Genomic DNA, 25657 nt, shown 5'->3' with positions numbered 1-25657 from the left:
ATATATTTAGGCACCAAAAATCAAGATCACGAACAAGATTTTTTATATATATCCTTTAGCAACTAGAGTTTCTTGCCGGATTTGAAGAAATCAGCGCTCCGCTGTGCTGCTGAGATGGCTCGTTTAGACGGAGAAAGAGACAGTTCGGCAGAAACTGGCGTTTCAATAACTAACTGGAGATCCTTCGGGAGTTCCCTGATTATCTCCCTCAAAGGAATTATGCCATCACCTAAATGAAGCCTTGACGTACGCGCCTCCAAAGCAAGCATCTCTACTGATGGAGAAATATCCGAGCAGTCACTCAGTTGCGCATATGCAATTCGGTCGACAGGTATCTTTTTGATGTCCGAGGGTGTTCCACTTCCACGAAAGAAATGTAGTACATCTAAAATCAATCCAGCATTTGAGGGATTGACCGCCTCAATCATATGTAACGCTTCCTGCCATGTTTTTATATCACGGTAAAGCATGAACTCCACACCCACTGTCAATCCAAATTGGGCAGCCTCATTACATAGGCGCCCAAAAAGGTCAACTCGCTGCTCGTCTGAAAGAAACTTAGCAGTAGCGCTTGGCTCTGTTCCAATCGACGAAATATGGGTGGCACCAAGTTCTGCCCCCAGTTCCAGCGCAGGCCTGAATTTCTCGAGATTAGTTTCCGGCGAAAGAACGAACGCCTCAATGTCAAACACACCAATTCCTGTATCACGAAGAGCTTGTTTTATATCGCTAATTGCCTGCGGTCTGCCCAGCACTTCATATTGAAGAGGCTGGGTGGTGGCTGTCATCAGAAGCAATCCAACTTTCCCGAATCCGGCGCCTGCAGCTGCATGAATTAGTTCAGACTGGGGAGTTCGACCTATTGTTAGGTTGGCCAATGACAGACTGCGAGTATCAGAATTACCACTCATAAAGGACTACCTCTTGAAAAAAATGAAGCGTTATTTCTCTGTGATACATTTTTTAGCTGTGGGAGGGAGATAGCGCGTTAGAAAATGATGACGCGTGGTACTTCGCCCATTAACGCTAGGCAAGCCCCTACCGTCTATCGTCAGTTGCAGCTCCCGACCGCCAGCCTTTTGCTTACCACGCAAAGGCTGGGCGATTATCGAACGCAATATGGAATAACCTTCCTGCACCACTGGAATACTATTCCACTTTCTCCCTGGCTGTGCCACTATAAGCTCAACGGGTGACCGAAACAAATCAAAAACATCGATACCCCCTGTCGCCCGCCTACATCTGGCTGTGTCATATCAACCGGAACTAATAACAATTAAATTGGAGCAGAGGATGACAACCAACCTTGACGTGCAGAGTTCGTCCCGATCGCCGCATACTGCCGCTCTTCCAACGCCTAAATCACCTGCGGATGCGCGCCGCGCTTCGCTCGCCGGCACTGTGGGAGCTATTGTCGACTGGTACGACTTCTTCCTCTATGGGACCGCTGCCGCTACTGTGTTCGCCCCCTTGTTTTTCCCTTCTGATGAGCCCACGACTGGCCTTCTAGTTTCGCTCAGCACCTTTGCCGTTGGTTTCCTTTTTCGTCCACTGGGGGGGGCCGTATTCGGGCACTTCGGTGACAAGATGGGGCGGCGGACAATGCTCATGCTCACTGTGCTGATCATGGGGCTGGCCAGTGCGCTAATCGGCGCCCTACCGACTTACGAGACTGCAGGTATATGGGCGCCGATCATGCTGGTGGCACTGCGTGCAATTCAAGGCTTCGCTGTGGGCGGAGAATGGGGAGGAGCAGCCTTGATGGCCGTTGAAAGCGCGCCAAAGGAACGCCGAAATTTTCTATCTGCTGGTGTACAGACTGGATCCTTCATCGGTCTGTTAATTGGTACCGCCGTCTTTTTCCTTTGTAAGAAGCTGACGACACCCGAGCAATTCCTGGAGTGGGGCTGGCGGATACCTTTCCTGCTCAGTATTTCTCTTGCATTGTTCGCGCTCTGGATACGTCGCTCCGTTCCAGAGTCTGAAAAATTCCAAGAAGTTAAAGAGCATCAGACTGAAGTAGCTGCGCCACTAAGCATCGTGCTCAAAACGAGACCCCTGCAAGTTCTTGCGGTCATCGGCATGCGATTACTCGATCAAAGCACCTATTATCTGGCCTTCACTTTTTCCTTGGCCTACGTCACTAATTACACGACAGCTTCACCTGACAGCGTGATGGTGGCATCAATGATCTCGATGACGGTCGCGATAATTACCCTACCAACGTTTGCCAAACTAGCGGACCACTTTGGAATTCGATGGTTCTACATAATAGCCTCCATAGTCGGCGCGATTACGGCCATCCCATTTTTTCACGCCTTACAAACTGGCTCGATACCGCTAATAGCACTTGGCTTTTTTTTCTTAATCAATATTTGCCATAATATGGCAACAGCGGTCCAGCCCGTATGGTTTTCAGGCTTATTTGATACAAAAGTTCGTTATAGCGGAGCGGGCTTTGGATATGCCCTCGCCGGTGCAACCGGTGGATTTATGCCATTGATAGCAACATTGTTAATCAATCACGCGAATGGTTCGTATCTTCCTGTTGCGCTGTTACTCGGTGGTCTTTGCCTAGCCGGCGGGTTGACCAGTCTCTGGTCATACCGCTGGGTCAACTTGCACGACTGAGACCTTTAGGGATGATTCAAGACGCAGACGCTCGGCAGTTGAAATTATATTATCAGCCACCGTGTCTACCGCAACGTTGCGCAGCGTCTACGACGACGAAATACCGGCGTAGCCACCATTGAAGCAAGACGGTGGCTATACCGTCCTTAAAATACGATCAATACACCCGACGCGGATATCGAGGGAGAAGAAAATGAGTACGACAGATGTAGTCCAGACAGCACTGATTACAGGCGGCGCTCGAGGGCTTGGCCTAGGTATCGCACGGCGGTTAGCCGCAGACGGCAAGAAGATCATCCTTTGGGATATCAACTTCAACGATTTTGATGTTGCTCAAGCAGGTTTTACTCCGATTTTAAATCAATGCGTCGACGTTTCAGATCAAAATGCAGTTCAAACAGCATTTGGTGAAGCACTTGCAGTCACTGGAAAAATCGAAATTTTAGTGAACAATGCGGGGATCAACGGAGTTATTAGCCCGACTTGGGACTACCCTATTGACGAATGGCAGAGAGTGCTAAACATCAATCTCACAGGAATTTTTAACACCTGCCGCACAGCGATTCCGCAAATGCGGGCGAATGGATATGGTCGCATTGTCAACGTAGCCTCTATCGCCGGCAAAGAAGGCAATCCTGGCAGTAGTGCGTACGCAGCAGCAAAAGGGGGGGTCATTGCCTACACGAAGTCCATCGCAAAGGAGTTAGCCGACTCAGGAGTTTTGGCGAACTGTATCGCTCCGACAATGGCCGAAACCGACCTCCTAAAACAAGTTACACCTGAGTTCATCGCAACCATCAAGGCCAAGATTCCGATGGGCCGCTTTGTAAAGATCGAAGAAGTCGCCGCGATGGTTGCGTGGATTGCAAGTTCCGAGTGTAGTTTTACGACTGGCTTTACATTCGACCTCTCGGGTGGACGTGCAACTTATTGACTCAGCGAGTGCCCTTCACTCAGTTCTGTACTTTTGCACATAACACCTTCGCATTTGCTGACTGATGCTATTCAGTCAGTAATGCCGTTTTTCGCTCCCCCCTAGTCTTATCCAACTTACGTACACGCTGCTGGTGAGGTCTCTGACTCAAATGGACAAGTGAGGCAAGTTTTTGTAAGTGATGCGCACGTTGTGACGCAGCACATCAATAATTGCCTCGTCGATACGCCCCAACGGTTCGAAAGTCCTGAGGGTATGTCTTCCGTTACTCATATAGAAGGTTTTTCACTTCAATCCATTGGGCAGAAATTGTTGCAGACGCTCGCTTCGGGGGTTGTCCGGAATTTCTGCCCCCCCTGCTCCGCGACCAGCCCCTGATGAAGAAACAGCAGTTGGTTCGAGACCTTGCGGGCAAAACCCATTTCATGGGTCACCATGATCATGGTCCGACCTTCTTCTGCAAGCCCTTGGATGACTTTCTGCACTTCTCCCACACCTCAGGGTCCAGCGCCGATGTAGGCGAATCTGGGTGTCGGAATTACCCTCCTCCCCCGCATATTCTGCGACACACTTGACGCTAACAGCTTCACGATCGCAGGAATCCGATCACCATCGCTGACCTGGAAAGTATCACTCGCATGGTGAAAGCAAGGCGAACCTTCTTTCGCGGCTAAGGCGTGGCTGGAGTTAGGCCGCAACATACTTGCATCGCCAGGTAAATTGCTCGAGGGTTCGAGCAATCACTCGGCCTAGCTGGTCGCAGCAAACGTTGTTAGATGAAAGTCGCGTGGCCTGGCTCGACTCTTGCCAAACTCACAAAGGAGCCATAGAGATCGCCCAGACACGGATGGATTCGTCTATCACCGAGCCAGCGAATGTACTAGATTGAGACAGGAATCGGCGGCTTTCACTTATGCTGAGGCAGGAGTAACCCTGCCCCAGCATAAACGACTATTTGATCACTACCGGATTGACCGGTGATCCGGCAGCGCGATGTACTTTTAGCGGGGCTGCCACATAAAGGAAAGTATACTGCCTGTCTTTAGCGCAACTTTCGGCTAGTTTTTCCAGGTCGCAGATTTCCGTAAAGGCGATACCAAGATTACGCATCAAAGCGCAGTGTAGTGGCAAAGCCACACCTGATACTGGGTCTGTCGTGACCTCATTGGCGATGGTATCGGTGACAAGGTTTGGAATTTCCTTGTCATGGAACCATCGAACAAGCTCCTCCGAATATGTAAGGCCTGGCTCGCAGAATCCGTCGTAAAACGCCTCGCCCTGCTCATAGAAAGCTTGAAGGAAGTTAGTCCTGATAATCAGGATATCGTGGGGCTCGATCGTATGGCCCTGAGCCTCTGCGCACGCCATAAGATCCATGTGAGTGAATGTCTCACCTTTATCCAGCATGCGCTTGCCACGATGCCGTGCCATATCCAGTAATACGCCGCGCCCGACCACTCCTCGCTCGCCGATAGGTGCGACACTGGCCTTGTCGAGGCCGCCCACAGTTGTTCGCGCGTCGTAGCCGTTCCATATTTTCCCGCCGTACCAGAGGTGGCCAAGCGCATCATATTGCGTGGAGCCTTGCAGGAACGCGTCGATCTTGTCATCAGCGTAGTGCAACCCGCCGGGATAACATGGACCATGATCATTGTCCCAGCTTGACTCATCGAGAACCATAGTACGTTCCGCCGGGGTACGGCCTGGCCAAACCGGATCGCCTGCGGGATCACCGATCATACGCTGTAAAGTAAATACGCTTCCCGTCTTAATGTGCGCAACCCCGCGCATGACTTCTTGCGCGGTCAGGTAATTCAGAGAGCCAACTTCGTCTTCCGCTCCCCACTTGCCCCAGTTAGAAGGAGCGCCCTTCAAAAAATCATCCATCGTAGGAACTTCAGCAGTCATGATTTCTTCCTTTTAAATCGCGGTGGTTATTGAAGCGCATGACTAATGCGCCTTGCGTCCTTACCGCTCAGGACATACAAAACATTGAAATGAAAGTGCTCGCTTAATGACAAACGAGCGGCGGCTACAAAAGTCTGTAGCCGCTGGCGTAGCGTGCGATCTATTTAGCGGTATTAAAGCATCGAGAAAGGGTAGCTGATAATCAGACGGTTCTCGTCGAACTCCAGGCTGCTGTAATCGCGACGCAGGGTGCTGTTGCGCCATTTCAGTGACAGGTTTTTCAGGCTGCCACTCTGGATCACATAGGCCAACTCACTCTCCCGGCCCCACTCCTTGCCGTCACTTACAGTCGCGGTGTGCACGTCTTCACCGCTGATGTAGCGGTTCATCAGGGTCAACCCGGGAATGCCTACACCAACGAAGTTGAAGTCGTGACGCAACTGCCAGGACCGCTCCTTGGCATTGTCGTAACTGGAGTTGTAGCTGTCGTTGGCCAGGGTGCCGCCGCTGGTGCCATTGACCCGCATCCAGGCGTTGTCGCCGCTGACCTTCTGCAAGCCCAGGTAAAAGGTGCTGCTGCCATACTTGGCCGAGAACATGGCGGAGGCGGTTTTGTTGTCCAGCTCCCCTGCCCGCTCGCTGCCGCTTTCCTTGCCAATGAAGTAGCCAAGATTGGCGCCCAATACCCAGCTACCCACTGTTTGGCTGTGCACCAGGTTGATGAACTGCTGGTTGTAGATGTCCTTGAGCTCGGCATTCCACAGGCCAATCATGGTTTGCTTACTGTTGAAGCTGTACTCGCCCCCGGCAAAGTTGAAACGATCGGAGGTAACCCCGCCCCTCCCGGTCATCGACATATCGTCCATGCTCGCGTCGTTGCGTGGACTGTTGCCGCGGAACTGCCCGCCGTACAGGGTCAAACCGTCGATATCCTGGGAAGTCACCTGGCCCCCGCGGAAGGTTTGCGGCAGGGCGCGGCCGTCATCGGAACGCAGGATCGGCAGTACCGGCATCCATTCACCGACCTTCAGTTCAGTTTTTGCCAGCCGAGCCTTCACCGCCACGCCCAGTCGCCCGAAGTCATCGGCTGGACGGCCATCGTCATGCACTGGCAGCAACTGGGTGTTGGCGGTACCGCGACCACCATCGAGCTTGAGCGCATACAGCCCCAGCACGTCCACACCAAAACCCACGGTGCCCTGGGTGAAGCCGGACTTGGCGTCGAGGATAAAACTCTGAGTCCACTCCTCGGCCTTGCTCTGCGGGTAAGCCGGGTTGGTAAAGTTGCGGTTGATGTAGAAGTTGCGCGACGTAAGGCTCGCCTTGGCGTTTTCGAGAAAGCCCTCGGCAACGGCCGGAAAGGCAGACGCGGCCAGCGCCAGCCCTAAGACATGGGTACCGACGACAGGTGCCAACATGCGGCTGTTTTTATTGCAGCAGTTCATTATTTTTATACTCATGGTTAAAAAAGCACACAAAATCCTCCCCTCCGCGTTGGCAGACGATGTGAATAAAGGAGGAACAAATGGATACGCACTGTCGAATCAGAGCGCGTATCCCTTCGGCGCACCGCCCGCTAATGGGCGATGCGCGTCAGTCGGTTAGAAGATGCTGCGGTAGAGGGCTTCTACGTCCTGCTCGGTCATGTCCCTGGGGTTGCTGTCGATCAGGCGACGCAGGTTCACCACCACCGAGTTGGCCATTTCGGTGAGGGCGGGTTCGTCCACTCCCAGTTTCGACAGCCGGGTTTCCAGGCCACTGTCGGCCACCAGCGCTTCAATTGCCTGAACAAAGGCTTCAGCGGCCTCGGCTTCGTGCTCGAAATGGCGGCCCGGCAACAGGTACGTCGCGAGCTCCGCATAGTGGCTTTGCGTCGCGCTCAGGTTGAAACGCAGTACCGGCGCCATCACCAGGGCATTGGCGTGGCCGTGGGGAATGTGAAAGCGTGCCCCTAGCGGATAGGCCAACCCATGAATCGCCGCCACCGAAGCGTTGACGAAGGCCATGCCCGCCATCAGCGAGCCTTGCAGCATCGCCGTACGCGCCGCCACGTCCTGACCGTTGGCCAATACTTTGCGCAGGTTGGCGCCCAGCAATCCCAGGGCGGCGGAGGCCAAGCCATCGGCAATCGGGTTCTTGCGTGTGCGACTGGTGTAGGCCTCGATTGCATGCACCATGGCGTCCAAACCGGTGGCGGCGGTGACCCTGGGCGGCAGTCCAAGTGTCAGTTGCGGGTCCAGCACCGCCACGTCCGGCATCAGTTGCGACGAATACACCGCTTGCTTGCGCTGTTGCTCGTCAGTGATGACGGAGACCCAAGTGACTTCAGAGCCGGTGCCTGCTGTGGTCGGCACTAACACCAGCGGCACCCGCTGCCCCAGGGCTTTGTCGGTTCCATACAACCCCTCCAAGGGCTGTTCGCTGTTGATCAGCAACGCCACCAGTTTGGCGGCGTCCAAGGAACTGCCGCCGCCGAGGCCCAGCACGCCATCGGCCTTGAATTGTCGGGCCTGCTCGGCGGCCTCTTTGACCACGGCGGACGAAGGGTCGGGAACCACTTGGTCGAACACTGTGACTGCGCAGCCAGCCACCTCAAGCGAGGCCTGGGCCTTAACTGCAAAACCCAGGCTGACAATGCCAGGATCGCACACCAGCATCACCCGTTGCGCACCGAGATCCTTGAGCACCTTGCCCACGCTGTGCAACGCGCCCTCTTCGCAGACTATGCGCGGCACGCTTCTGAATTCATAACTCATCGGTCAGTCCTTTTTGTTTACAGCACCGAGGCATAGATGGCGCGGGTATCTTGGCGGGTTACCGGGCGCGGATTATTGATAAGCAGGCGTTCGACCTTCATCGCGTCATCGGTCAGGCGATCCAGGTCGTCGGCAGTCACGCCCACGTCCCGTAGCCGCTGGGCAAACGGCATGCGTTCCACCAACCGGGTCATGAACTCAATAAAGGCATCGCAGGCCAATGCCTCGCTGGCAAAGCACTGCTCTGGCAGCACCGCCGCCGCCAGTTGCGCGTACAGCGCCTCGGCTGCAGGACGATTGAAGTTCAGCACCGGCACTAGCACCAAGGCGTTGCTCAAGCCGTGGGACACATGGAAGTGGCCGCCTAACGGGTACGCCAGGGCATGCACCGCCGCCACCGGCGAGTTGGCAAAGGCCATGCCCGCAAGCATCGAGCCGAGAAGCATGTCGGAACGGGCCGGTAAATCCCCAGGCGTCGCCAGGACCCGATCCAGATTGCCCGCCAGCAGGCGCAACGCCTGCATTGCCAGGCCATCGGACAGTACATTCTTCTTGTGCACGCTGGTGTAGGCCTCGATGGCATGGACCATGGCATCGATACCGGTCATGGCGCTGACGGCTGCTGGCAAGCCGACGGTCAGTTGGGCATCCAGCAGCGCGATATCCGGATACAGCAATGGGCTGACAACGCCCTTTTTCTCATGGCTGGGAGTGGTGACAATCGCTACCGCCGTCACTTCCGAGCCCGTACCTGCCGTGGTCGGCACCTGGATCAATGGCAAACGTGGGCCTTGGGCCAGGTTGATACCGTAGATCGACTCCAGCGCCTGCTCGCGGCCACAGAGCAAGGCTACCAACTTCGCGGTGTCCAGGGAGCTGCCACCGCCCAGGCCGATCACTGCTTGGGCGCGGCAGTTACGGGCGGCATCCACCGCGTGCTGCACCGATTCCGACGGCGGATCGGCCTGCACATCGCTGTACAGTGTCGCGTCGACCCCGGCTTCGCGCAGGGCTCGCAAGGGTGCATCCAGCAAACCGGCGCGCAACAACCCCGGATCGCTGACCAGCAATACCCGCTCGGCCTTTAGCTCGCGGCATAAGGTGCCCAGGCGCAACGCGCCATCGATCTCACAGATCACACGTGGTGTGGTTTCAAAGTTAAACGTCGACATACATCTGCCCTACCCTGCTGTCACGCTGCCGCGCTCGATGCGAAACAACGCATCGACTAGGTCGGCAGAATGTGTGTCATCGGATTCGGAGATCAACACGCACAGGCCTTCCTGGCCCAGCTTGGCAATCACCTCGCTTAAACGCCGGGACAGGACCGGCGCTACGCCCTCGAAAGGTTCGTCCAGAATCAACAGTTGGTTGCCCGGCATCAGCGCCCGGGCCATGGCCACCAGCTTCTGCTGGCCACCGGACAACTGCATCGCCTTGCGGTCACGGAACTGGGCGATCTCTGGAATCAGGCTGTAGACCCATTCCAGACGCTGTTTGCTGTCGGCCAGTTTGTTGGCCCACACTGGCAGCATGATGTTCTCTTCCACGGTCAGCGACGGAATCAGGCGCCGGTCTTCGGGCAAGTAGCTGATACCCGCTGCGGCGCGGGTAAAGGCCGGCTGCGCCCGCAGGTCCTGTCCGCCAAAAAACATCTCGCCGCGGTCCGTGGGCAACAAACCCATGATGGCGCGGATCAAGGTGGTTTTACCGGCGCCGTTGTGGCCGATCAGACCGACCATTTGCCCGGGGCCGATGGACAGCGACACGTCATTGAGGATCGGTATGCCTTCTATAGATACATTGAGATTGCGAATTTCCAGGCTCATTTCACGGCACTCCTTTGCGCCTTGTCGTGGGCTTTGGCGCCGCCAGTGACGAACTCCTGCACCCGGGCATTGGCCAAGACGTCTTCCGGGGCGCCGTCGGCCAGGACTTCACCGCTGTAGAACGCGAGAATGCGCGACACATAGCGGCGTACCACGTCCATGTCATGCTCGACGAACAGCACGGTTACTTGATGCTCGGCAACGACGCGCATCACGGTGTCCATCAGCGCGGTTTTCTCTTCAGCGCTAACGCCGCTGGTGGGTTCGTCGAGCAGCAACATCTGCGGATCACCAATCAACGCCATGGCAATGTCGATGAGTTTGCGCACCCCTTGCGGCACCGCGGTGACCAGAGTGTCACGCCATTGCGGTATGCCGAACTCGACAAGAATGGCGTCGGCGCGGGCAATCCGTGAGGCGCTGCGCATAGGCACCAGCAGCGCTGGAAACGGGCTTTCGGCCGCCGCCACCGCAATCAGCAGGTTGTCTAGCACGCTCAATTGCGCAAACAGTTGGGCGACCTGGAACGAACGGGCCATGCCCGAGCGGGTAATCGCTCGAGGCGTGCAACCAATGATCGACTGGTTATTGAACAGGATCTCGCCCCGACTCGGCTTCAAGTAACCTGTGACCATATTGATGAAAGTGGTCTTGCCGGCGCCATTGGAGCCGATCACACCGACCACTTCCCCTTTGTTGATCCGCACATTGACGTCCTTGGCTGCAGTGACGGCGCCGAACTCCTTGCACAGACCCTGGGTTTCGAGAATGCAGGTCATGCTTTAGCCCTCCTAGCGTTACCGGTAAACAGGCTCCACAAGCCCTTGGGCAGGAACACGATGATCGCCAGTAAGGTGAAGCCCAGAATCATCTGCCAGCTATGGGGCACCAGTTCGATGGCGTAAGTGCGCACCACGGCAAACACGATGGCGGCGATAAAGGGTGCGGCCACGTGGGCGGTGCCGCCGAGTAAGGCGATGAACACGAACTCACCGGAGGTGATCCAGTAGGCCATTTCCGGGTCGATATGCCCGGCGGACAAGGCCATGAAACCACCTCCCAATGCCGAAACGGCCGCGGCGGCTACGTAGTTCATGTACAGCACCCAGCGTGGGGACTGCCCGAGGTATTCGACACGCACTTCGTTTTCACGAATTGCTTCACACATCATCCCGGCATTGCTGCGGCTGTAGCGATGCAGCAACACCGCCAGCACCGCCGAACTGGCAACGATGATCATGAACAAAACCAGCGGTCCCTGCCCGGCGGCCGGCGACCAGCCAAACAGGGTCCAGGCCTTGACGTTGAAGCCGTCAGTACTGCCCAGGGCCGAGCTTTTCACCAGCACGCCATAGAGGATCATCGAGAACGCCAGCGACAGCATGGCGAAGAAAATCTCCCGATAGCGGGTCATCAGCAGACCTAGAATCATCGCCAATAGAACCGCGGAGCCAACGCCGATCACTAGCAGCAAGGCTAGGTCGGTAATGTTTAGGAAATGGCCACTCATGCCCACGGCATAGCCGCCAACGCAGAAGAACAGGCCCTGACCAAAGGTCACCAGTCCGGCGCGCATCTGCATCACCACGCCTTGCACTACCATGGCCTTGGCCAATGCCATGGTCAGCAAAAACACCAGCCATTGCGGAGCAATCCAGCCACCGGCGGCCAGCAGCGCTGCAACCGCCAGCAGAATCAGTTCGGTTTTATCCATGCGCATTAGATTTTCCTCGCTAGCACACGGCCGAACAGGCCTTGCGGACGTACCGCCAGAACCAGCGCCATGACGCCGTAAATCACAAAGAGTTCGAATTCCGGCGCATAGTGCACCGCCGCCGCACGGCTCAGTCCTACTAGCAAGGCGCCTACCGCCGCGCCTTCGATACTGCCCATGCCACCGATCACCACCACGGCGAAGGCCAGGACGATAATTTCCACGCCGATGCCCGGCGCTACGGAAATCGCCGGAGCGGTCAAGGCGCCGGCCAAGGTACCGAGCATGGTGCCCAACACAAAGACCAGGGTGAACATACGCTTGACGTTGACGCCCATGGCCATAGCCACTTCACGGTCGTGGATCACAGCCCGCAGGACCTTGCCCTGGTTGGTGCGTTCCAGCCACAGGTACAAGCCCAGTCCAAGCACTAGCGACACGCCTACCAGCATCAGGTCGTAATTGGAAACCTTCAGCCCGGCCAAGGCGCTACGGCCCATTTCGGCATAGGGTTGATAGGCAAAATAGGGGTTCACGCCCCAGATCATTTTCATGGTGTCTTCCAACACCAGCAGCAGCGCGTAGGTGATGATCACCATCAGCACTTCGTCTCGGCCGTACATAAACTTGAGCAGCCCGCGCTCGATAATCAGGCCAACGATCAGTCCGGCCACCAGGGCACAGCCAAGCATCAGTAGGTAACCGGCCCAGACCGGGCCGATACCGTTATTGAAATACCAGCCCACCAGCGAAGCTGCGGTGTAGGCGCCAATGGCATAAAAACTGCCATGGGCCATGTTCAGGATCCGCATGACCCCGTAGATCACCGTCAACCCTGCCGCGACCAAAAACAGCCACGAGGCATAGATGGTGCCGTCAATCAGCACCGCGAAAAGACTCATCATAGAGGTCCTACCTTGGCATAAAGGTGGCGACGCCGAACGGGCCGCCACTTCGGAACAATCAATCGAGATTGATCAGTTGCACTGGGCACCGGGGAAGCCAGCCTTGATCCATTCCAGGGCGGGAGTGCCGTCTGGTGGAGTCACGCATTCGCCGGAGAAGGCGATGACGTTTTGCACGCTGCCTGTCTTGCTCGCCTTGTCGAATTGGTACTCGCCATAGGAAATGCCCTGCATCGCCTGATGCCCCCCGGCGCGAGCCATTTGCACCGTGCCGGACACCGACTCAAAGGTCGCGCCCTTGAACGCCTTGGCGATCTCCTGCGGCGCGGGGATCTTGCCCTGTTCAACCTTGGCGTTTTCCGCTGCGTGCTTAAGGCCGAGAATGGCTTGGGCCATTTTGCTCGCCGGGTAAGTTGGCGCGGTGTTGTACGCGGTTTGGTACTTGTCCTTGAACCAGCGATTGAGTTCGTTATCTGGCGCGAACGCACCAAACGGGCCACGGCCACCTATGACCATGCCGTTGGGAGCCTGGTCCTTGTAGCGGTCCAGGGCGGACTCGCCGCAGGTCAGGACCGCGGTGGCGTCTTCCAACAATCCACGGGCATTGGCTTGCAACACAAGCGCTTCCATGTCGCCGCCCCAGAAGCTGGAGTGGATGATGTCCGGGCGTTTGACCGACAGAGCGGAAATCTCGGCGCCGTATTGACCCTGGAAGACCTTGGGCATCTGCGACTCGACCACCTTGGCCTTGGGCATCAACTGCTCCATGGAGTGGGTGAAGTCTTTCCAGCTGTCTTGTCCAAAGGCGTAGTTCTGCTGGATACCGGCAACTTTCTGCGCGTCGGGGCGGGTCTTGGTCAGGTAACGGGCGGCGCCGATATTGTCCACGGCCGCATCAAGGCCGGTGCGGAACACAAACTGCGGTGTCTTGTCTTCATTGAACAGCTGAGAAGTGCCGCAATCGTAAAACACGGTCATGGCCCCCAGCTCTTCGGCCACAGGCGCAACGGCCAGGCAGTCGCCGGAGGAAATGTAGCCCACCACTGCATCGACCTTCTGGCGCTGCACCAGGTTACGGAACTCTTCGACCTGTTTAGCCGCGCCGCCCGCTTCGTCGATGATCACCACCTCGATTTCGGCACCGTTGATACCAATGGTGTTGTAAGGCGCCGGGAGCTTGCCTTGGTTTAGCCCTTCCACCAGCACTTTGGCGGCGTTCGCGGACGGCTCACCGAACGGCCCGGCTGCTGGGCCCGATAGGAAAGTCACCACGCCGATACGAAACTTACCGTTCTCGGCAGCCATGGCCGAGGAGCCCATGGACAGGGCCACGCCAGCGGTAATAGCGAGGGTCAAACGGTGCTTCAGTATGTTTTTCTTATAATTGTTCATCTGTGCTTCCACTTTCGATTGATGAATTGACTAGGGACTCTCGGGACGACTCTTTTTCGAGTTAGGGCTTTCAGCGTTCATTCGACGCTTGATGGTTGTGCTGTTCTGCTGCAGTTCCTGGGCGGAATACACCACCCAATTACCCAGCATCACCTTGGCGGGCGGGTAATCGTTGTTGAGCACCGGAGTGCCAATTGCCTGGGTCTGCTGGATTTGGTGGGTTAGCGGATCGATCCTTGAGACGAACCCGGGCGGATCTTCTGGCAAGGCAATTTCCAAGCCTTCCAAGGCATGTATCAACTCCTGGGAGTCGACACTGCCCAGCGCTTTTTCATAGGCTTTGGCTAACACCATGACACCGGTGTAGGCACCTTCGGCAGCGTAGGTCGGGTAGCGACCGTTGATGGCCTGGAAGCGCTCGACAAAGGAACGATTGCGCGGCGTATCCGGCCAGTTGTTATGGTGCCGTGCCGAGAGGATCAGCCCCGGAAGCGCCTGGTCGCCCAGGGACACCAGGAAATCGTAGTTACCACCGGTGTCGAAATTGGCGAGGCGCGAGGTGGCGAACAACCGGGTGCTTGCTGCCTGCTTGACGAAGGCCTGGAAGTCACCGCCCCACAGGGCCGAGACAATGATGTCGGGTTTAGCGTGTTCCAGAGCAGCGATATAGGCGGAGTAGTCAGGCTCATACAGGCGTGGCCAGAGTTCGGTGACGTCCTCGAACTTGACACCCAGTTGGGCAAAGGCCTCGTGCAAGTCATCGCGGGACACGTGGCCGTATTCGTAATCCGGGCCTATGAACGCCAGGCGTTTCCATCCGGTTTGTTGTTGCAGGGCTTGCAGGTAGCGGGCACCGGCGGCCATCGAGGTCCAAGTGTCATTGGTGACGCGGAAATAGTACGGGTGGCCGTTTTCCAGGGTCATGCGCGAGGACGCATGGTCGGTGCCGATCATCAGTACTTTCTCGCGCTTGGCCAACTGACTGACCGCCAGCCCCACGCCGGACGAGACCATACCGCACAGCACTTGCACACCGTCCTGATGAATGAAGTTTTTCGCCAGGCCTACGCCATAGGAAGCCTTGGACTGATCGTCATCGATGATCACGCGCAGACGTGGCACTTGCTGGCCAGCCTCGCGCTGCGCCTGCAACTCACCTAGGGCAATCTGGATCCCGGCGATGCTGTCCTGGCCGTAGATCGCTGCGCGCTCGGTCATCGGGTAAAGGCAGCCCATCGTCAGGTCCGCCTGAGAGGCGGCAGCGCCCAACTCCACGCGGCCGACCTGAGCTGAAGCAACAACGCTCAGCAAAAGACTGCACACTGTGAACGAGCAATAAAACCATGGACGTGGCAGTGACATAAGTATCCTTTAGGGCGTTGGCAACGCCTCTTGTTAGTTCGCCAGAGGGATAGAGCAAAGGGTGTGCCAGAAAGGCTGAAAAGCTTGTAGGAGTTGCCTAGGCAAGTGGCTGCGATCGGACGCATAGCGGCCGCCAGCTTGGAAATGCAGTCTGCCAGGCATACCTGGGCGCCCGGGGTGAGCGCACTTGAAATTGATCGCAGCCACGTGCCTCGGCAGCGGCTACTGAGATTTGCGACGATTGCATTGAGCGCTTAGCGCTCAACCTGCGCGCATTGTTGAGCGGTTACCGCTCGGTCGAGCGATCCAGTCCCAGGCGATGCAGACGGCGCTTGAGCGCGTGCCGGGAAATCCCCAACAGGCTTGCTGCCAGGCCCTTATGGCCCGATGCTCGGCTCAGAGCATCGGTGACCAGATCACGCTCGGCGAGCTCGAGCTGCTCGCCCAGTACCAGTGGCTCGATCTGCAGGCCTTGCAACGCTGAAGGCAACATCGCCACGCTAATCGCCTGCCCTGGTGACAGTATGGTCAAGCGCTCTACCAGGTTTTTAAGCTCGCGTACATTCCCCGGCCAGCGGTGACGGGCCAATGCCTGGGCACTGTCCGGCAGGAAGCGGATCGGTTCGACCCCTTCCTCCACAGCCTGGCGCCGGGCGAAATGCTCGGCCAGCAACAGCACGTCTTCACCGCGCTCGCGCAGTGAAGGAATATCCAGTGTGATCACGTTCAGGCGATAGAACAGGTCCTCACGAAACCGTCCCGATTGCACGTCATCGGCCAGATCCCGATTGGTCGCCGCCACCACCCGCACATCCGCGCTACTCGCGGCATTGGCGCCCACGGCTCGGTAGCTGCCGTTCTCAAGAAAATGCAAGAGCTTGGCTTGAAGTGCCAGCGGCAATTCGCCGATCTCATCGAGAAACAACGTGCCGCCATTTGCCTGACTGACCAGCCCGGCACGCTTTTGGTGAGCGCCGGTATACGCGCCTTTTTCCGAACCAAACAACTCTGCCTCGATCAACTGCTCCGGCAATGCCGCACAGTTGACCTCGATAAACGGTTGCCCGCCCCGCCCGCTATGGTTGTGCAGGGCTTGGGCGACCAAAGTCTTCCCTGTGCCGGATTCTCCAAGCAACAAAATCCGCGTTGCGGAACTACGGGCAATGCGCCCCACCGCTGCGTGCAAGGTGCTCATCGCCGGGCTATGGCCGAGCAGGCCAGCGGCCAGTTCATCACTCACCGCCACTGCGGGTTCTTCGCATCTGGCCAATGACAAGGTGCTGGTGATGGTCGCCAGCAGGTCGTCGAGTTCAAAAGGTTTTGTAAGGTAGTCAGTGGCGCCGCTTTTCACTGCCTGTACGGCGGCGCGGGTGTCACCGTGAGCGGAAATCATGATCACCGGCAGTCGTGCGTGAAGCTGGCGTATACCGTCCAACGTGGCTAGGCCATCGATGCCCGGTAAACCGAGGTCGAGCAGCACGATATCGATGCCGGTGGTCTCCTCCGCCAACAGCTCCAGTGCTGCCTCACCACTGCCGGCCGTGCTGATGCGCATTCCTTCACCGCGCAGGGCATAGCTGAGGGAGCGCACCAGCGCCTCTTCGTCATCTACTATCAAAACGTGAATGTCAGACATCGGTGGTTTACTTCGCCTCGTTCCCTGGGGGCGCGGGAAAGTCCAGGATCACCTGAGTCCCTACGCCAAGCGTGCTGATAATGTCCATGCGCGCACCGTTGGCATCCAGCAGTTGCTGACTGATGCTCAGCCCCAGCCCGGTACCCCGCGCCTTGGAGGTAAAAAACGGTTGGCGGATGCGCTGCAAGTCCGCCTCGGAGATACCACATCCCTGGTCAATGACCATGACTCGCACCTGCCCGCCCCATACTTGGGCGCACAGGCGCACGGGGTTCTGGTTGTCGCAAGCCTGGAAGGCATTCAAACAAAGGTTGACCAGGATCTGCCGGATCTGGTCCGGGTCGACGTAAAGCTGCAAGCCTGGTTCTGTTTCGCACAGCAATTGCGGGTCGTCCGGCCCTGCCAGCCGGACGATCTGCTCGAACAACGACGCGACGGCAACCACCTCGGGTTGAGCCGGGTGAGGCCTCCCATATTCCAACAGATCGCTGGTGACATGGGATAAGCGGTCGATTTCCTTGCCCAGGTCGGTCAGCAAGTGGCGTCGCTCGGGTTCTTCTTCTCGGCGCAGCAAGGCTTGCACTGTAGTTTTCATGGTTGTTAGGGGATTGCGCACCTCATGGGCCACGCCCGTGGCAAAGGCTCCCAGTACCGCGAGATTTTCTGTCCGCACAGTGTTTTCCAACATGTCCGCCAAGCGCGCGGCCATTACATTGAACGCCCGCGCTACATGGTTGATTTCGTCGTCACGGGGCTGTTCAGCCAGGCGATAACTGAGGTCGCCCATGGACAACTGATGAGCGCCCTGTAACAAGGTGCTGACCCGCGAGCGCAACTGTCGCGACAGAGTAAAAAACACTATGAGGATAAACACGATAAAACCAGCAGCTATCCAGTACAACCACCAGCGTGCATCGTTCAACGGCTTAAGGATGGCCCCAGGCTGCACTCTGAACACCAGTTGCCAACCGGGAATTATCTGGGGGCCGTCACGCCACTGATTCGGCGCCTCAACCGCGCGCCCGGTGGGGTCGATAAAGGCACCGCCTGGCACCCGCAGCAACGGCGCAACCACCCCGCTCATCCCGGCACTGACGAGCAACTCGGTGAGTGATGCAAGGCGCAGGTGCAAGGCGATGCGCACACGGTGATCGGTGCGACCATTGCGGATGGTCTTGCGGATCAAGAAGCCACCCGAGCGCCCGGGTTCAGCCAGCAATGGCCCGATCACTTCGATATCACCTACCCACTGGATCGGCAGTCCGGCGATAGACCAATGAGTGTTGGTCCAATAGGGCTCACCAGAGGCGGCTTGCCCCGGCAGCACGTTGACCAAATGATCCTGTTCATCGAAAAACAGCACGCCATACAGGAACGGAAAATCCGCTTCGATCTTGAGCAAAGACTCCACGTCACTGCCGGGCGCGGACTGATCGGCAATAAACCCCGGCATGTTCGGGTGATTGGACAATGCCGAGACCTGGTAAAAGCGATCATCGAGAAATGAAGACAAGCGGTTCGCCGTGGACAAGGCCTGGGCGTCCAGACGTTCACCAGTCAAGCGATTGAGCAAATCTTTGGCCAATTGCTCATAGAGCACTGCCAGCATAATGAGGGCGATGCTCATCACAAAGACGGACAGCAAGGTATAGCGTGCCACCAGGCTGCCGTGCGGCCGGGCGAGCCACTTGCGCAGCAAGCAGAAGTAAGCAGTACGGTTCATGGCTTTTTTTGATTGTTTTTATAAAGTCGCTGCCAGCATAGAGACGACAGCTTGTATCTGTCTATTCGTCTCGGTGGAAGTACGACTGCGAATTGTCGGAGATACCCTCCTCCCCGCATATTCTGCGACACACTTGACGCTAACAGCTTCACGATCGCAGAAACCCGACCACCATCGCTAACCTGGAAGGTATCGCTCGCATGGCGAAGGCAAGGCGAACTTTCTTTCGTGGGGCATGGCTGGAGTTAGCCCGTGGCTCCTCCCACAAATGGATGAGTGTTGATCACAGATGACGTGATCAATACAAAACCTGTGGGAGGAAGCTCACCGCAATAGTGTCAGATTGAGCGACTCAGGCCTGTCAGTCAGCCATAGCCTCTTCTGCTACCTTCTTAGTAGTCTTGGGCGACTCAGCACCTTTGGCCGGCTTGGTATCCGCCGCCTTCAGATCCTTGGCAAATGTCCCATCCACCTCGCCTTTGAAGAAGTTTTTGCCGTAGATCAGCAAACACAACACAACGCCAATCCCGAATGCCCAGCTCGCACCCTTGATCGCCAGTACCGCGCCGATCACGCCCGCGATACCCAAGTCGCGCTGGCTACGAGCTTCAAGGATGCCCAGACGCACACTCACATAACCCTGGATCAGCAACGTCAGCGACAGGGCAACACCGAGAATAGGCTGTACCAGAGTCACTACCGGCAACAACAGCAGACCGGTGTTGGTCCCCCAACGGAACGACCCGACACCGCCGATGATCGATTTCATCGCCTTCGGCCCACCTTTAAAACGCTCGATCACCACCACCAGCATCGCCGCCCATTTTGGGCCGCACATGGCGACATCCGGGCCAAAGATACTCATGAACGCATTACGCGCGCCGAAGATCAGGTGAGAGCGATCGGCGTTGTAGTCGACGACTTCATCAGTGCGGACAGTTTCTGCCTCATCGAGGAGCGATTTCGCACTGAGCACATCGCCGAAGACAATGATGTACACCGCCAGCATGGTCGGCAGCGCGGAGATGAACATCGACAGTGGCGGCATGCCCAGACCGAACACAGTGTAGTTGCTCCACAGCCCGGCGAAATCCGGTTTGCTGATGCCCCACTGAATGGTTGGCCATGGCGCCTCACCGAACAGCGGCGCAATCACCACTGCCAACAGAATGATCGGCAAGATGCCGAGCTTGGCGAAGTTCCACCAGAAGCGGTTGCGCTGCTTCAGTTCGTTGAAGTGCTGGGAGAAGATCAGATAGAAGGCGATGCCGACCGCAATGGAAATGGTCCAGGGCAGCACATTGAATTTACCGCCAACCTGGAACACCGCGATCACCGCACTCAAGCCGGCACCGACGATAATCCCGGATTTGATCGCCGAGGGCACATATTCCACAACCTTCTTCGCCATCCCGGTCGCCCCTAGGGCAATTGAAAAAACCCCCAACATCAACTGGAAGGCAATCAAGGCGTGGACACGCTCCGGGCCCACTGGAAATTGAGCACAGTAAGCCATCAACAGGGGTACCGCCGGGGTGATCCAGCCAGGTACGGTCGGGTCACCGAGCAAATGGTGCACGAGGTAAAGCAAGCCGTTGAGCATCACGACGGCCAGTGCGACCTCAAATGGCATGCCGAGCAGTTCGGTCATCAGCGGAATGGCGGCCAGATCCACGGCACACATCAGCAAGCCTTGAAGGTAGTCCGGAAGCTCGATTTTGTAGTGAACAAACGGCAACCGAACCTTGAAAGGACCCAGCGGGATGTACGGGCTTTCGCTCCGTTGCGCAGTAGTGTTGGACATTGAGTGCACCTGTTTTATTGGTCTTGTAATGGCAGACGCCCGAACCGGCAGGCTGGGGCGTCGCGGCTTTTCGGGATCAGTAGGCTGCGCGGTAGATTTTCTCAATATCGGTGGCGGTCAACTTGCGCGGGTTGTTGCGCATCAAGCGGTCGATCTTACTGGCCTCTTCGGCCATCGCCGGGATGGCATCCTCAGGCACGTTGAAACTGCGCATACCGATTGGGATATCCACCGCGGCACATAGATCCGCCATGGCTTTGACAGCCTGATCCGCCGCATCCTTGTCGTTCAGGTCGGCGACACGCACGCCCATGGCTTCGGCAATGTCACGGAAGCGCTCGACGCAGGCCATCTTGTTCCACTCCATCACGTACGGCAGCAGCAGGGCATTGCTGACACCATGGGCGATGTTGAACCGGCCGCCCAACGGGTACGCCAGCGCATGCACTGCGCCTACCCCTGCGTTACCGAAGGCCATGCCGGCCATCAGGCTGGCGGTGGCCATGTCTTCCCGGGCTTGGAGGTTGGACGGATTGGCATAAGTCTTGGGCAGCGCCTTGGCGATCAGCTTGATCGCACCCAGCGCAATGGCATCAGTGATGGGCGAAGCATTCACCGAAAGATAGGACTCGACCGCATGCACCAGCGCGTCGACACCGCTGGCCGCCGTCACACTGCGTGGACAAGTCAGGGTCATGATCGGGCTGACCAACGCTACGTCAGGCAGCAGGTAGTCGCTGACAATGCCTTTCTTCAGCTTCGCTTGCTTATCAGAAAAGATGGCCACGTTGGTCACTTCCGAACCGGTGCCAGCGGTCGTCGGAATGGCAATCAGCACGGGGCCTTTGCGTTTCACCTGATCGACACCGAACAGTTCGGCCAGCGGGCCTTCATGTCCGGCAAACGCCGCGACGCCTTTGGCGATGTCGATTGCACTGCCGCCACCCACAGCAATCAACCCGTCGTGACTGCCCTCGCGATAGGTGCGGGTACAGTCCTCAACAATGGCAATTTCAGGTTCCGGTTTGACCTGATCGAAAATGCCGTAACAGCGCCCCCCCAACTGTGCCAGCGCCAAGTCCACAGTGCCGGACTGGACCAGAACGGCGTCTGTCACGATCAGCGGGTTTTTGACATTGAGGCGATTCAGTTCAGTGGCAAGCTGCTCGATAGCAGCCGGTCCAGTGATCAGTTTGTTGGCGATTTTGAAAGCAGAGATGTTCATAGTGCTCGTCCAGTGGATGTTGTTTTATTGGAAGACGTGCCATATGAGATAGCGAAAGACGTGCCAATACCCGCAAAGCCCTGTGGCGTGGGCCTTTGCGCGATTCACACGAAAAAAGAGGGTTTTTTACCGCTCAGTCCCGATTAGTTTTCTGATCGATTAATTCGGGGCTGATTAAAATCCTAATCAGAATGTTCCCAGCGTTTCATTTTCTGCACCACAGTCGCCTGACTCACGCCCAACGCCTTGGCCGCCAGGCGCGTGGTCTTGTGCACACGCAGCGCGGCACGAATCGCACTGCGCTCGGCGTTTTCCAACACCTTGCGCAGCGGTAAGCGGCTGTCATCGGTATTCAGCGGGTTGAGGTTGAGGATCTCCTCAGGCATGTCCAGCGCCTCAATAGTCCCGGTTTGATTGGTCACCACCAACCGTTCGACGATGTTGATCAACTCACGGATGTTGCCAGGCCAGGTGTAGTCGCACATCAGGTCGAGGGTTTCGAGACTCCATTGAACCTGGCGTTCATAACGGACATTGAATCTATCGAGGTAGTAATTTAGAAGCGGCAGAATCTCCTCACGACGCTCGCGCAGCGCTGGAATGTTGATCGGCACCACGTTGAGCCGGTAATACAGATCAGCCCGAAAACGACCGTCTGCCACCAGACGCTTGAGGTCGTGGTGGGTGGCACTAATGATGCGCACATCGACCTCCTTCAACTCCAGGCCGCCGACAGGAATGAAGCGATTTTCTTCGATAACCTTGAGTAACTTGACCTGCACCGGCAGTGGCAAATCACCAATTTCGTCGAGAAACAATGTTCCGTGATGCGCCAATTCCAACAGGCCGCGCTTGCCTTTGGGGCCTGCGCCTGTGAACGCTCCAGGCGCATAACCAAACAGCTCGGCTTCAATCAGATTCTCGGGCAGTGCACCGCAGTTGAGCGCGAGAAATGGTTCACTGGCCCGTGGACTGGCGTTGTGGATGAATTGCGCTACAAGGGTCTTTCCGACGCCGGTTTCTCCCTGAAGCAGAACCTTCACCGAGCTACTGGCAACCTGCCGGGCCAGCGAGAAGACGCGGCCTGAAACCTCCTGATCGGCCATAAGCGGAGAACGCAAAAGATTGTCTCGTTGGCCAGCATGAAGTTTGGCGGTGCTGTTGCGAAGTTGTTTAAGCTGTTGCAACTCATCGCGCTCGTGTTTCATGCGCAGCAGTTCGGTCATGTCGCGTACGGTACTGACAACATATGAAATCCGGTTATCAGCGTCGAGAATCGGCGTGGCGCTGACTAGCAATTTCTTGCCCTGACTCAGGCTCTGCATCACCGACACCGGCCGACCTTCATGCAATACACGCAGTGTGGCCGATTGCGAGAGGACGCCCTCCTTCACCAGCTCCTGCATGGATCGGCCGATGAGATCAGCACCACTGAGCCCGGTCTGGCGCTCATAGGCTTGATTGACCTTCAGCGTCTTGCCGTCGCCATCAGTGATGTAGACGCCGTCATGCAAAGCGTTGAGCAGTTCTTCGAAACTGGCGTCGTTGACGTTCACCGGGGAGATTCCTTCGAGAGTGCGGAGCCGTTAAGTGTAAACGTTGTGTTGAGGGATGGAGAGTGACGGGAAGACAAGAGAGCAATTGAAGCCTTGAAGTGGTCCCATGCAGCCAAGGGCATGGGGCCTAATCCAATAGAAGCGTGTGACGCCGGCGTTGACTCAAGGGCTGGCTGGAACAGGTCACCGTCCGACAAGTGAAAAGAGTCATCACTTACCTCCCCTCTCACGAACTGCTCCCACACCTCCCCGCCCACCTGGAAGAAACAGCAAAGACACTAACTTCAGAACAACCCGCACGAGCAGTTAGCTTGCTACAACAAGCAAAACGCTCAATGCAACAAGCCATTTGCCAACTGGCACCTGTGCATTGAAGGTGTAGCATTGAGCGAATAACACGAAACCAACTTCCCCTGCAAAAAAGCATTCAAAGGATGAAATAATGAAAACAACATTTTCTCACTTTGCCGCAGTAGGTTTCATTGCACTTGGCACTCAGGCTGTCGCTGCACCGCTGCTACAGGAGTACAACTTCAAGCAGGACGTAAATGCAACAATATCCCAAACAAACGCCTGGTTAGAGATCAGTAAATCTGCTTTCAAGCAAAATATAGAATTCGTAAAAAGCAGATTATCGAAAGGCAGTAGCTTGTGCGCCGTGATGAAAGCAGATGCTTATGGCCACGGCATCGCATTATTGATTCCGACGATCATGGAAGCGGGCATTAATTGCATCGGCATTGCGAGTAATGAAGAAGCGCGAATTGCCAGAAAAGAGGGCTACACAGGAAAAATAATTCGCGTTCGGCAAGCCACGGAGGGAGAAATCGTCAGCGCATTGCCTTATGACATTGAAGAGCTTATCGGCAATGCACAGGTAGCCCAAGCCATGAGCACGCTGGCAGAACACAATGGCAAGCCCATCAAAATTCATCTCGTTACCAATGCGGGCGCCATGAGTAGGAATGGCTTGGAGCTTGCCACCGAGCAGGGCAAAAAAGACGTGCTGGAAATCACCTCAATGAAGGGACTGAAGGTCACCGGGATCATGACGCACTTCGCCGTCGAGGATAAGGCCTTCGTCATGGAGGCCTATGACAAGTTCATGTCGGAGCAGGACTGGATCATCAAGACAGCACACTTGAACCGTGACGAAATTACCGTTCATTGTGCCAACTCGTTCGCAACGCTTGACGTCCCGGCAACCCACTTGGACATGGTGCGCGTGGGCGGAGCACTTTACGGCGATTTGATCGGCCGCGCCGAGCTGAAACGCGTCATGTCACTTAAAAGCAAGGTTGCTGCGGTCAACACCTATCCTGCCGGAAACACAGTGGGTTATGACCGCACCCTCACACTGACTCGAGACTCCAGGCTCGCCAACATCCCAGTAGGTTACTCAGATGGCTACCGCCGAGTGTTTACCAACAAGTCTTTTGTCGTTATCAATGGCGTGAAAGTGCCCACGGTCGGAAAAATCTCGATGAACACAGTTATGGTAGATGTGACCGACATAAAAAACGTCAAGCCCGGCGATACCGTAACGCTCTATGGCAAACAAGGCGATGCCGAGATTACACAAGCTGAATTGGAAGACATCAATAACGGTGCACTGCTCGCCGATGTTTACACCATGTGGGGCACCTCAAACATTCGAATACTGGTCGACTAAAGCAAGAGGCCCATAGCATGTGATGAAAAGCCACCTCATCAGGGTGGCTTTTCATTGCGCAGTTGCACTGATCCGCCAGTTGGCCAAAAACCGCACCAGAGTTCAGTTGGCAACGGAGCTTCGGCCTGGGCAGCGGTCATGGTTTTTTCAGGACGTCTGTTCCGTCTTTCAGCTGGCGGCATTTTTATCCGATGCACGCTGCGGCGTTAGGGCATAAGCACCATCGCCACACAGCGCGATAGCAATCAGCACCGCCGTCCAGAATGCCGGGTACTCCCAGCCCCCGCCGGTACTGCTGAACAGCCAGCCATTACCCGAGTGCGCCCAGGTGGCACCCAATAAAACAGGAATGGCCGCCAAGGCCGCATAGCGAGTTTTAAAGCCCAGCACCAGCATTGCACCCGTGGTGACCTCAACTCCGAGAACCAGCCACGCCAACACACCCGGCAAGCCAATCGACTCAAAAAAACTTGAAGTACCTGACATTGTAAAAACGAAAACCTTTAAATACAGAGAGTGCGCAAGCAACGCAATACCAGCTGTCAGGCGAAGCAATAAAACACCATAGGATATACCTTTAAAATCGTCCATACAACTTCCAAAATAACAC

At 56.5% G+C, this 25657-nt stretch carries 20 protein-coding genes and 2 pseudogenes; 3 read left to right on the top strand and 19 right to left on the bottom strand.

Features of this window, described 5'->3' with window-relative positions; translation table 11 throughout:
• Positions 1-62: 62 nt before the first annotated feature.
• Complete coding sequence (locus Q8X48_RS12720; protein WP_407800231.1) at positions 63-911, bottom strand: sugar phosphate isomerase/epimerase family protein; 849 nt, start codon at positions 909-911, stop codon at positions 63-65.
• A 382-nt stretch (positions 912-1293) separates the two neighbouring features.
• Here Q8X48_RS12720 and Q8X48_RS12715 point away from each other — a divergent pair, with 382 nt between their 5' ends.
• Together Q8X48_RS12715 and Q8X48_RS12710 are read left to right on the top strand one after the other, a co-directional pair.
• Positions 1294-2631: an MFS transporter gene (locus Q8X48_RS12715; protein WP_407800230.1), complete on the top strand. Its 1338-nt coding sequence runs from the start codon at positions 1294-1296 to the stop codon at positions 2629-2631.
• Between the two features lie 193 nt (positions 2632-2824).
• Positions 2825-3565, top strand: a complete 741-nt coding sequence (locus tag Q8X48_RS12710; RefSeq protein ID WP_407800229.1) for an SDR family NAD(P)-dependent oxidoreductase — start codon at positions 2825-2827, stop codon at positions 3563-3565.
• Positions 3566-3671: 106 nt separating this feature from the next.
• Here the strand turns inward: Q8X48_RS12710 and Q8X48_RS12705 are convergent.
• The 17 genes and pseudogenes from Q8X48_RS12705 to Q8X48_RS12625 all read right to left on the bottom strand — a co-directional run.
• Positions 3672-3838: pseudogene (locus tag Q8X48_RS12705) on the bottom strand (AsnC family protein); the annotation flags it as partial.
• A gap of 12 nt (positions 3839-3850) precedes the next feature.
• Positions 3851-4091, bottom strand: a pseudogene (locus Q8X48_RS12700) (histidine/lysine/arginine/ornithine ABC transporter ATP-binding protein); the annotation flags it as partial.
• A 425-nt stretch (positions 4092-4516) separates the two neighbouring features.
• On the bottom strand, positions 4517-5473 hold the full coding sequence (locus tag Q8X48_RS12695; RefSeq protein ID WP_407800228.1) for a cyclase family protein: 957 nt from the start codon (positions 5471-5473) through the stop codon (positions 4517-4519).
• 173 nt (positions 5474-5646) lie between these two features.
• Complete coding sequence (locus Q8X48_RS12690) at positions 5647-6891, bottom strand: OprD family porin (protein WP_407800227.1); 1245 nt, start codon at positions 6889-6891, stop codon at positions 5647-5649.
• Positions 6892-7074: 183 nt separating this feature from the next.
• Positions 7075-8229, bottom strand: coding sequence for an iron-containing alcohol dehydrogenase (locus Q8X48_RS12685; protein ID WP_407800226.1), 1155 nt, complete (start codon positions 8227-8229; stop codon positions 7075-7077).
• A gap of 17 nt (positions 8230-8246) precedes the next feature.
• Complete coding sequence (locus tag Q8X48_RS12680) at positions 8247-9401, bottom strand: iron-containing alcohol dehydrogenase (RefSeq protein WP_407800225.1); 1155 nt, start codon at positions 9399-9401, stop codon at positions 8247-8249.
• A gap of 9 nt (positions 9402-9410) precedes the next feature.
• Positions 9411-10058: an ATP-binding cassette domain-containing protein gene (locus Q8X48_RS12675; RefSeq protein ID WP_223502624.1), complete on the bottom strand. Its 648-nt coding sequence runs from the start codon at positions 10056-10058 to the stop codon at positions 9411-9413.
• On the bottom strand, positions 10055-10837 hold the full coding sequence (locus Q8X48_RS12670; protein ID WP_407800224.1) for an ABC transporter ATP-binding protein: 783 nt from the start codon (positions 10835-10837) through the stop codon (positions 10055-10057). The genes Q8X48_RS12675 and Q8X48_RS12670 overlap by 4 nt, the downstream gene beginning before the upstream one ends.
• Positions 10834-11778: a branched-chain amino acid ABC transporter permease gene (locus Q8X48_RS12665; RefSeq protein WP_407800223.1), complete on the bottom strand. Its 945-nt coding sequence runs from the start codon at positions 11776-11778 to the stop codon at positions 10834-10836. Before Q8X48_RS12665 ends, Q8X48_RS12670 begins: the two co-directional genes overlap by 4 nt.
• Positions 11778-12677 (bottom strand): branched-chain amino acid ABC transporter permease, encoded by a 900-nt coding sequence (locus Q8X48_RS12660; protein ID WP_123722561.1) that lies wholly within the window; start codon positions 12675-12677, stop codon positions 11778-11780. Before Q8X48_RS12660 ends, Q8X48_RS12665 begins: the two co-directional genes overlap by 1 nt.
• Positions 12678-12749: 72 nt before the next feature.
• Positions 12750-14069, bottom strand: a complete 1320-nt coding sequence (locus tag Q8X48_RS12655) for an ABC transporter substrate-binding protein (RefSeq protein WP_407800222.1) — start codon at positions 14067-14069, stop codon at positions 12750-12752.
• 30 nt (positions 14070-14099) lie between these two features.
• Complete coding sequence (locus Q8X48_RS12650) at positions 14100-15431, bottom strand: ABC transporter substrate-binding protein (protein WP_407800221.1); 1332 nt, start codon at positions 15429-15431, stop codon at positions 14100-14102.
• A 286-nt stretch (positions 15432-15717) separates the two neighbouring features.
• On the bottom strand, positions 15718-17067 hold the full coding sequence (locus Q8X48_RS12645) for a sigma-54-dependent transcriptional regulator (RefSeq protein ID WP_407800220.1): 1350 nt from the start codon (positions 17065-17067) through the stop codon (positions 15718-15720).
• Between the two features lie 7 nt (positions 17068-17074).
• Complete coding sequence (locus tag Q8X48_RS12640) at positions 17075-18790, bottom strand: sensor histidine kinase (protein ID WP_218497854.1); 1716 nt, start codon at positions 18788-18790, stop codon at positions 17075-17077.
• A gap of 361 nt (positions 18791-19151) precedes the next feature.
• Positions 19152-20594, bottom strand: a complete 1443-nt coding sequence (locus Q8X48_RS12635; protein WP_218497853.1) for a hypothetical protein — start codon at positions 20592-20594, stop codon at positions 19152-19154.
• Positions 20595-20670: 76 nt separating this feature from the next.
• Complete coding sequence (locus Q8X48_RS12630; RefSeq protein ID WP_218497852.1) at positions 20671-21819, bottom strand: iron-containing alcohol dehydrogenase; 1149 nt, start codon at positions 21817-21819, stop codon at positions 20671-20673.
• A gap of 182 nt (positions 21820-22001) precedes the next feature.
• On the bottom strand, positions 22002-23375 hold the full coding sequence (locus Q8X48_RS12625; protein WP_218497851.1) for a sigma-54 interaction domain-containing protein: 1374 nt from the start codon (positions 23373-23375) through the stop codon (positions 22002-22004).
• Positions 23376-23817: 442 nt separating this feature from the next.
• Between Q8X48_RS12625 and alr the strand changes: the two genes are divergently transcribed.
• Positions 23818-25047, top strand: a complete 1230-nt coding sequence (alr, locus tag Q8X48_RS12620) for an alanine racemase (RefSeq protein WP_407800219.1) — start codon at positions 23818-23820, stop codon at positions 25045-25047.
• 168 nt (positions 25048-25215) lie between these two features.
• On the opposite strand, the gene Q8X48_RS12615 is transcribed toward alr, so the two are convergent.
• A complete protein-coding gene (locus Q8X48_RS12615; RefSeq protein WP_024777155.1) occupies positions 25216-25638 on the bottom strand; it encodes a DoxX family protein in 423 nt (140 codons plus the stop codon).
• Between the last annotated feature and the right edge of the window lie 19 nt (positions 25639-25657).

The sequence above is a fragment of the Pseudomonas sp. QLc11A genome (genome assembly GCF_052112305.1).
GTDB lineage: Bacteria > Pseudomonadota > Gammaproteobacteria > Pseudomonadales > Pseudomonadaceae > Aquipseudomonas > Aquipseudomonas laurylsulfatiphila.
This window is presented reverse-complemented; position numbering and strand designations above follow the sequence as displayed.

Coding starts and splice junctions, on each gene's coding strand:
- Q8X48_RS12650 (WP_407800221.1), bottom strand. CDS start 15,431: ATGTCACTGCCACGTCCATGGTTTTATTGCTCGTTCACAGTGTGCAGT.
- Q8X48_RS12645 (WP_407800220.1), bottom strand. CDS start 17,067: ATGTCTGACATTCACGTTTTGATAGTAGATGACGAAGAGGCGCTGGTG.
- Q8X48_RS12635 (WP_218497853.1), bottom strand. CDS start 20,594: ATGTCCAACACTACTGCGCAACGGAGCGAAAGCCCGTACATCCCGCTG.
- Q8X48_RS12615 (WP_024777155.1), bottom strand. CDS start 25,638: ATGGACGATTTTAAAGGTATATCCTATGGTGTTTTATTGCTTCGCCTG.
- alr (WP_407800219.1), top strand. CDS start 23,818: ATGAAAACAACATTTTCTCACTTTGCCGCAGTAGGTTTCATTGCACTT.
- Q8X48_RS12665 (WP_407800223.1), bottom strand. CDS start 11,778: ATGCGCATGGATAAAACCGAACTGATTCTGCTGGCGGTTGCAGCGCTG.
- Q8X48_RS12695 (WP_407800228.1), bottom strand. CDS start 5,473: ATGACTGCTGAAGTTCCTACGATGGATGATTTTTTGAAGGGCGCTCCT.
- Q8X48_RS12670 (WP_407800224.1), bottom strand. CDS start 10,837: ATGACCTGCATTCTCGAAACCCAGGGTCTGTGCAAGGAGTTCGGCGCC.
- Q8X48_RS12715 (WP_407800230.1), top strand. CDS start 1,294: ATGACAACCAACCTTGACGTGCAGAGTTCGTCCCGATCGCCGCATACT.
- Q8X48_RS12720 (WP_407800231.1), bottom strand. CDS start 911: ATGAGTGGTAATTCTGATACTCGCAGTCTGTCATTGGCCAACCTAACA.
- Q8X48_RS12680 (WP_407800225.1), bottom strand. CDS start 9,401: ATGTCGACGTTTAACTTTGAAACCACACCACGTGTGATCTGTGAGATC.
- Q8X48_RS12690 (WP_407800227.1), bottom strand. CDS start 6,891: ATGTTGGCACCTGTCGTCGGTACCCATGTCTTAGGGCTGGCGCTGGCC.
- Q8X48_RS12655 (WP_407800222.1), bottom strand. CDS start 14,069: ATGAACAATTATAAGAAAAACATACTGAAGCACCGTTTGACCCTCGCT.
- Q8X48_RS12710 (WP_407800229.1), top strand. CDS start 2,825: ATGAGTACGACAGATGTAGTCCAGACAGCACTGATTACAGGCGGCGCT.
- Q8X48_RS12685 (WP_407800226.1), bottom strand. CDS start 8,229: ATGAGTTATGAATTCAGAAGCGTGCCGCGCATAGTCTGCGAAGAGGGC.
- Q8X48_RS12660 (WP_123722561.1), bottom strand. CDS start 12,677: ATGATGAGTCTTTTCGCGGTGCTGATTGACGGCACCATCTATGCCTCG.
- Q8X48_RS12630 (WP_218497852.1), bottom strand. CDS start 21,819: ATGAACATCTCTGCTTTCAAAATCGCCAACAAACTGATCACTGGACCG.
- Q8X48_RS12640 (WP_218497854.1), bottom strand. CDS start 18,790: ATGAACCGTACTGCTTACTTCTGCTTGCTGCGCAAGTGGCTCGCCCGG.
- Q8X48_RS12675 (WP_223502624.1), bottom strand. CDS start 10,058: ATGAGCCTGGAAATTCGCAATCTCAATGTATCTATAGAAGGCATACCG.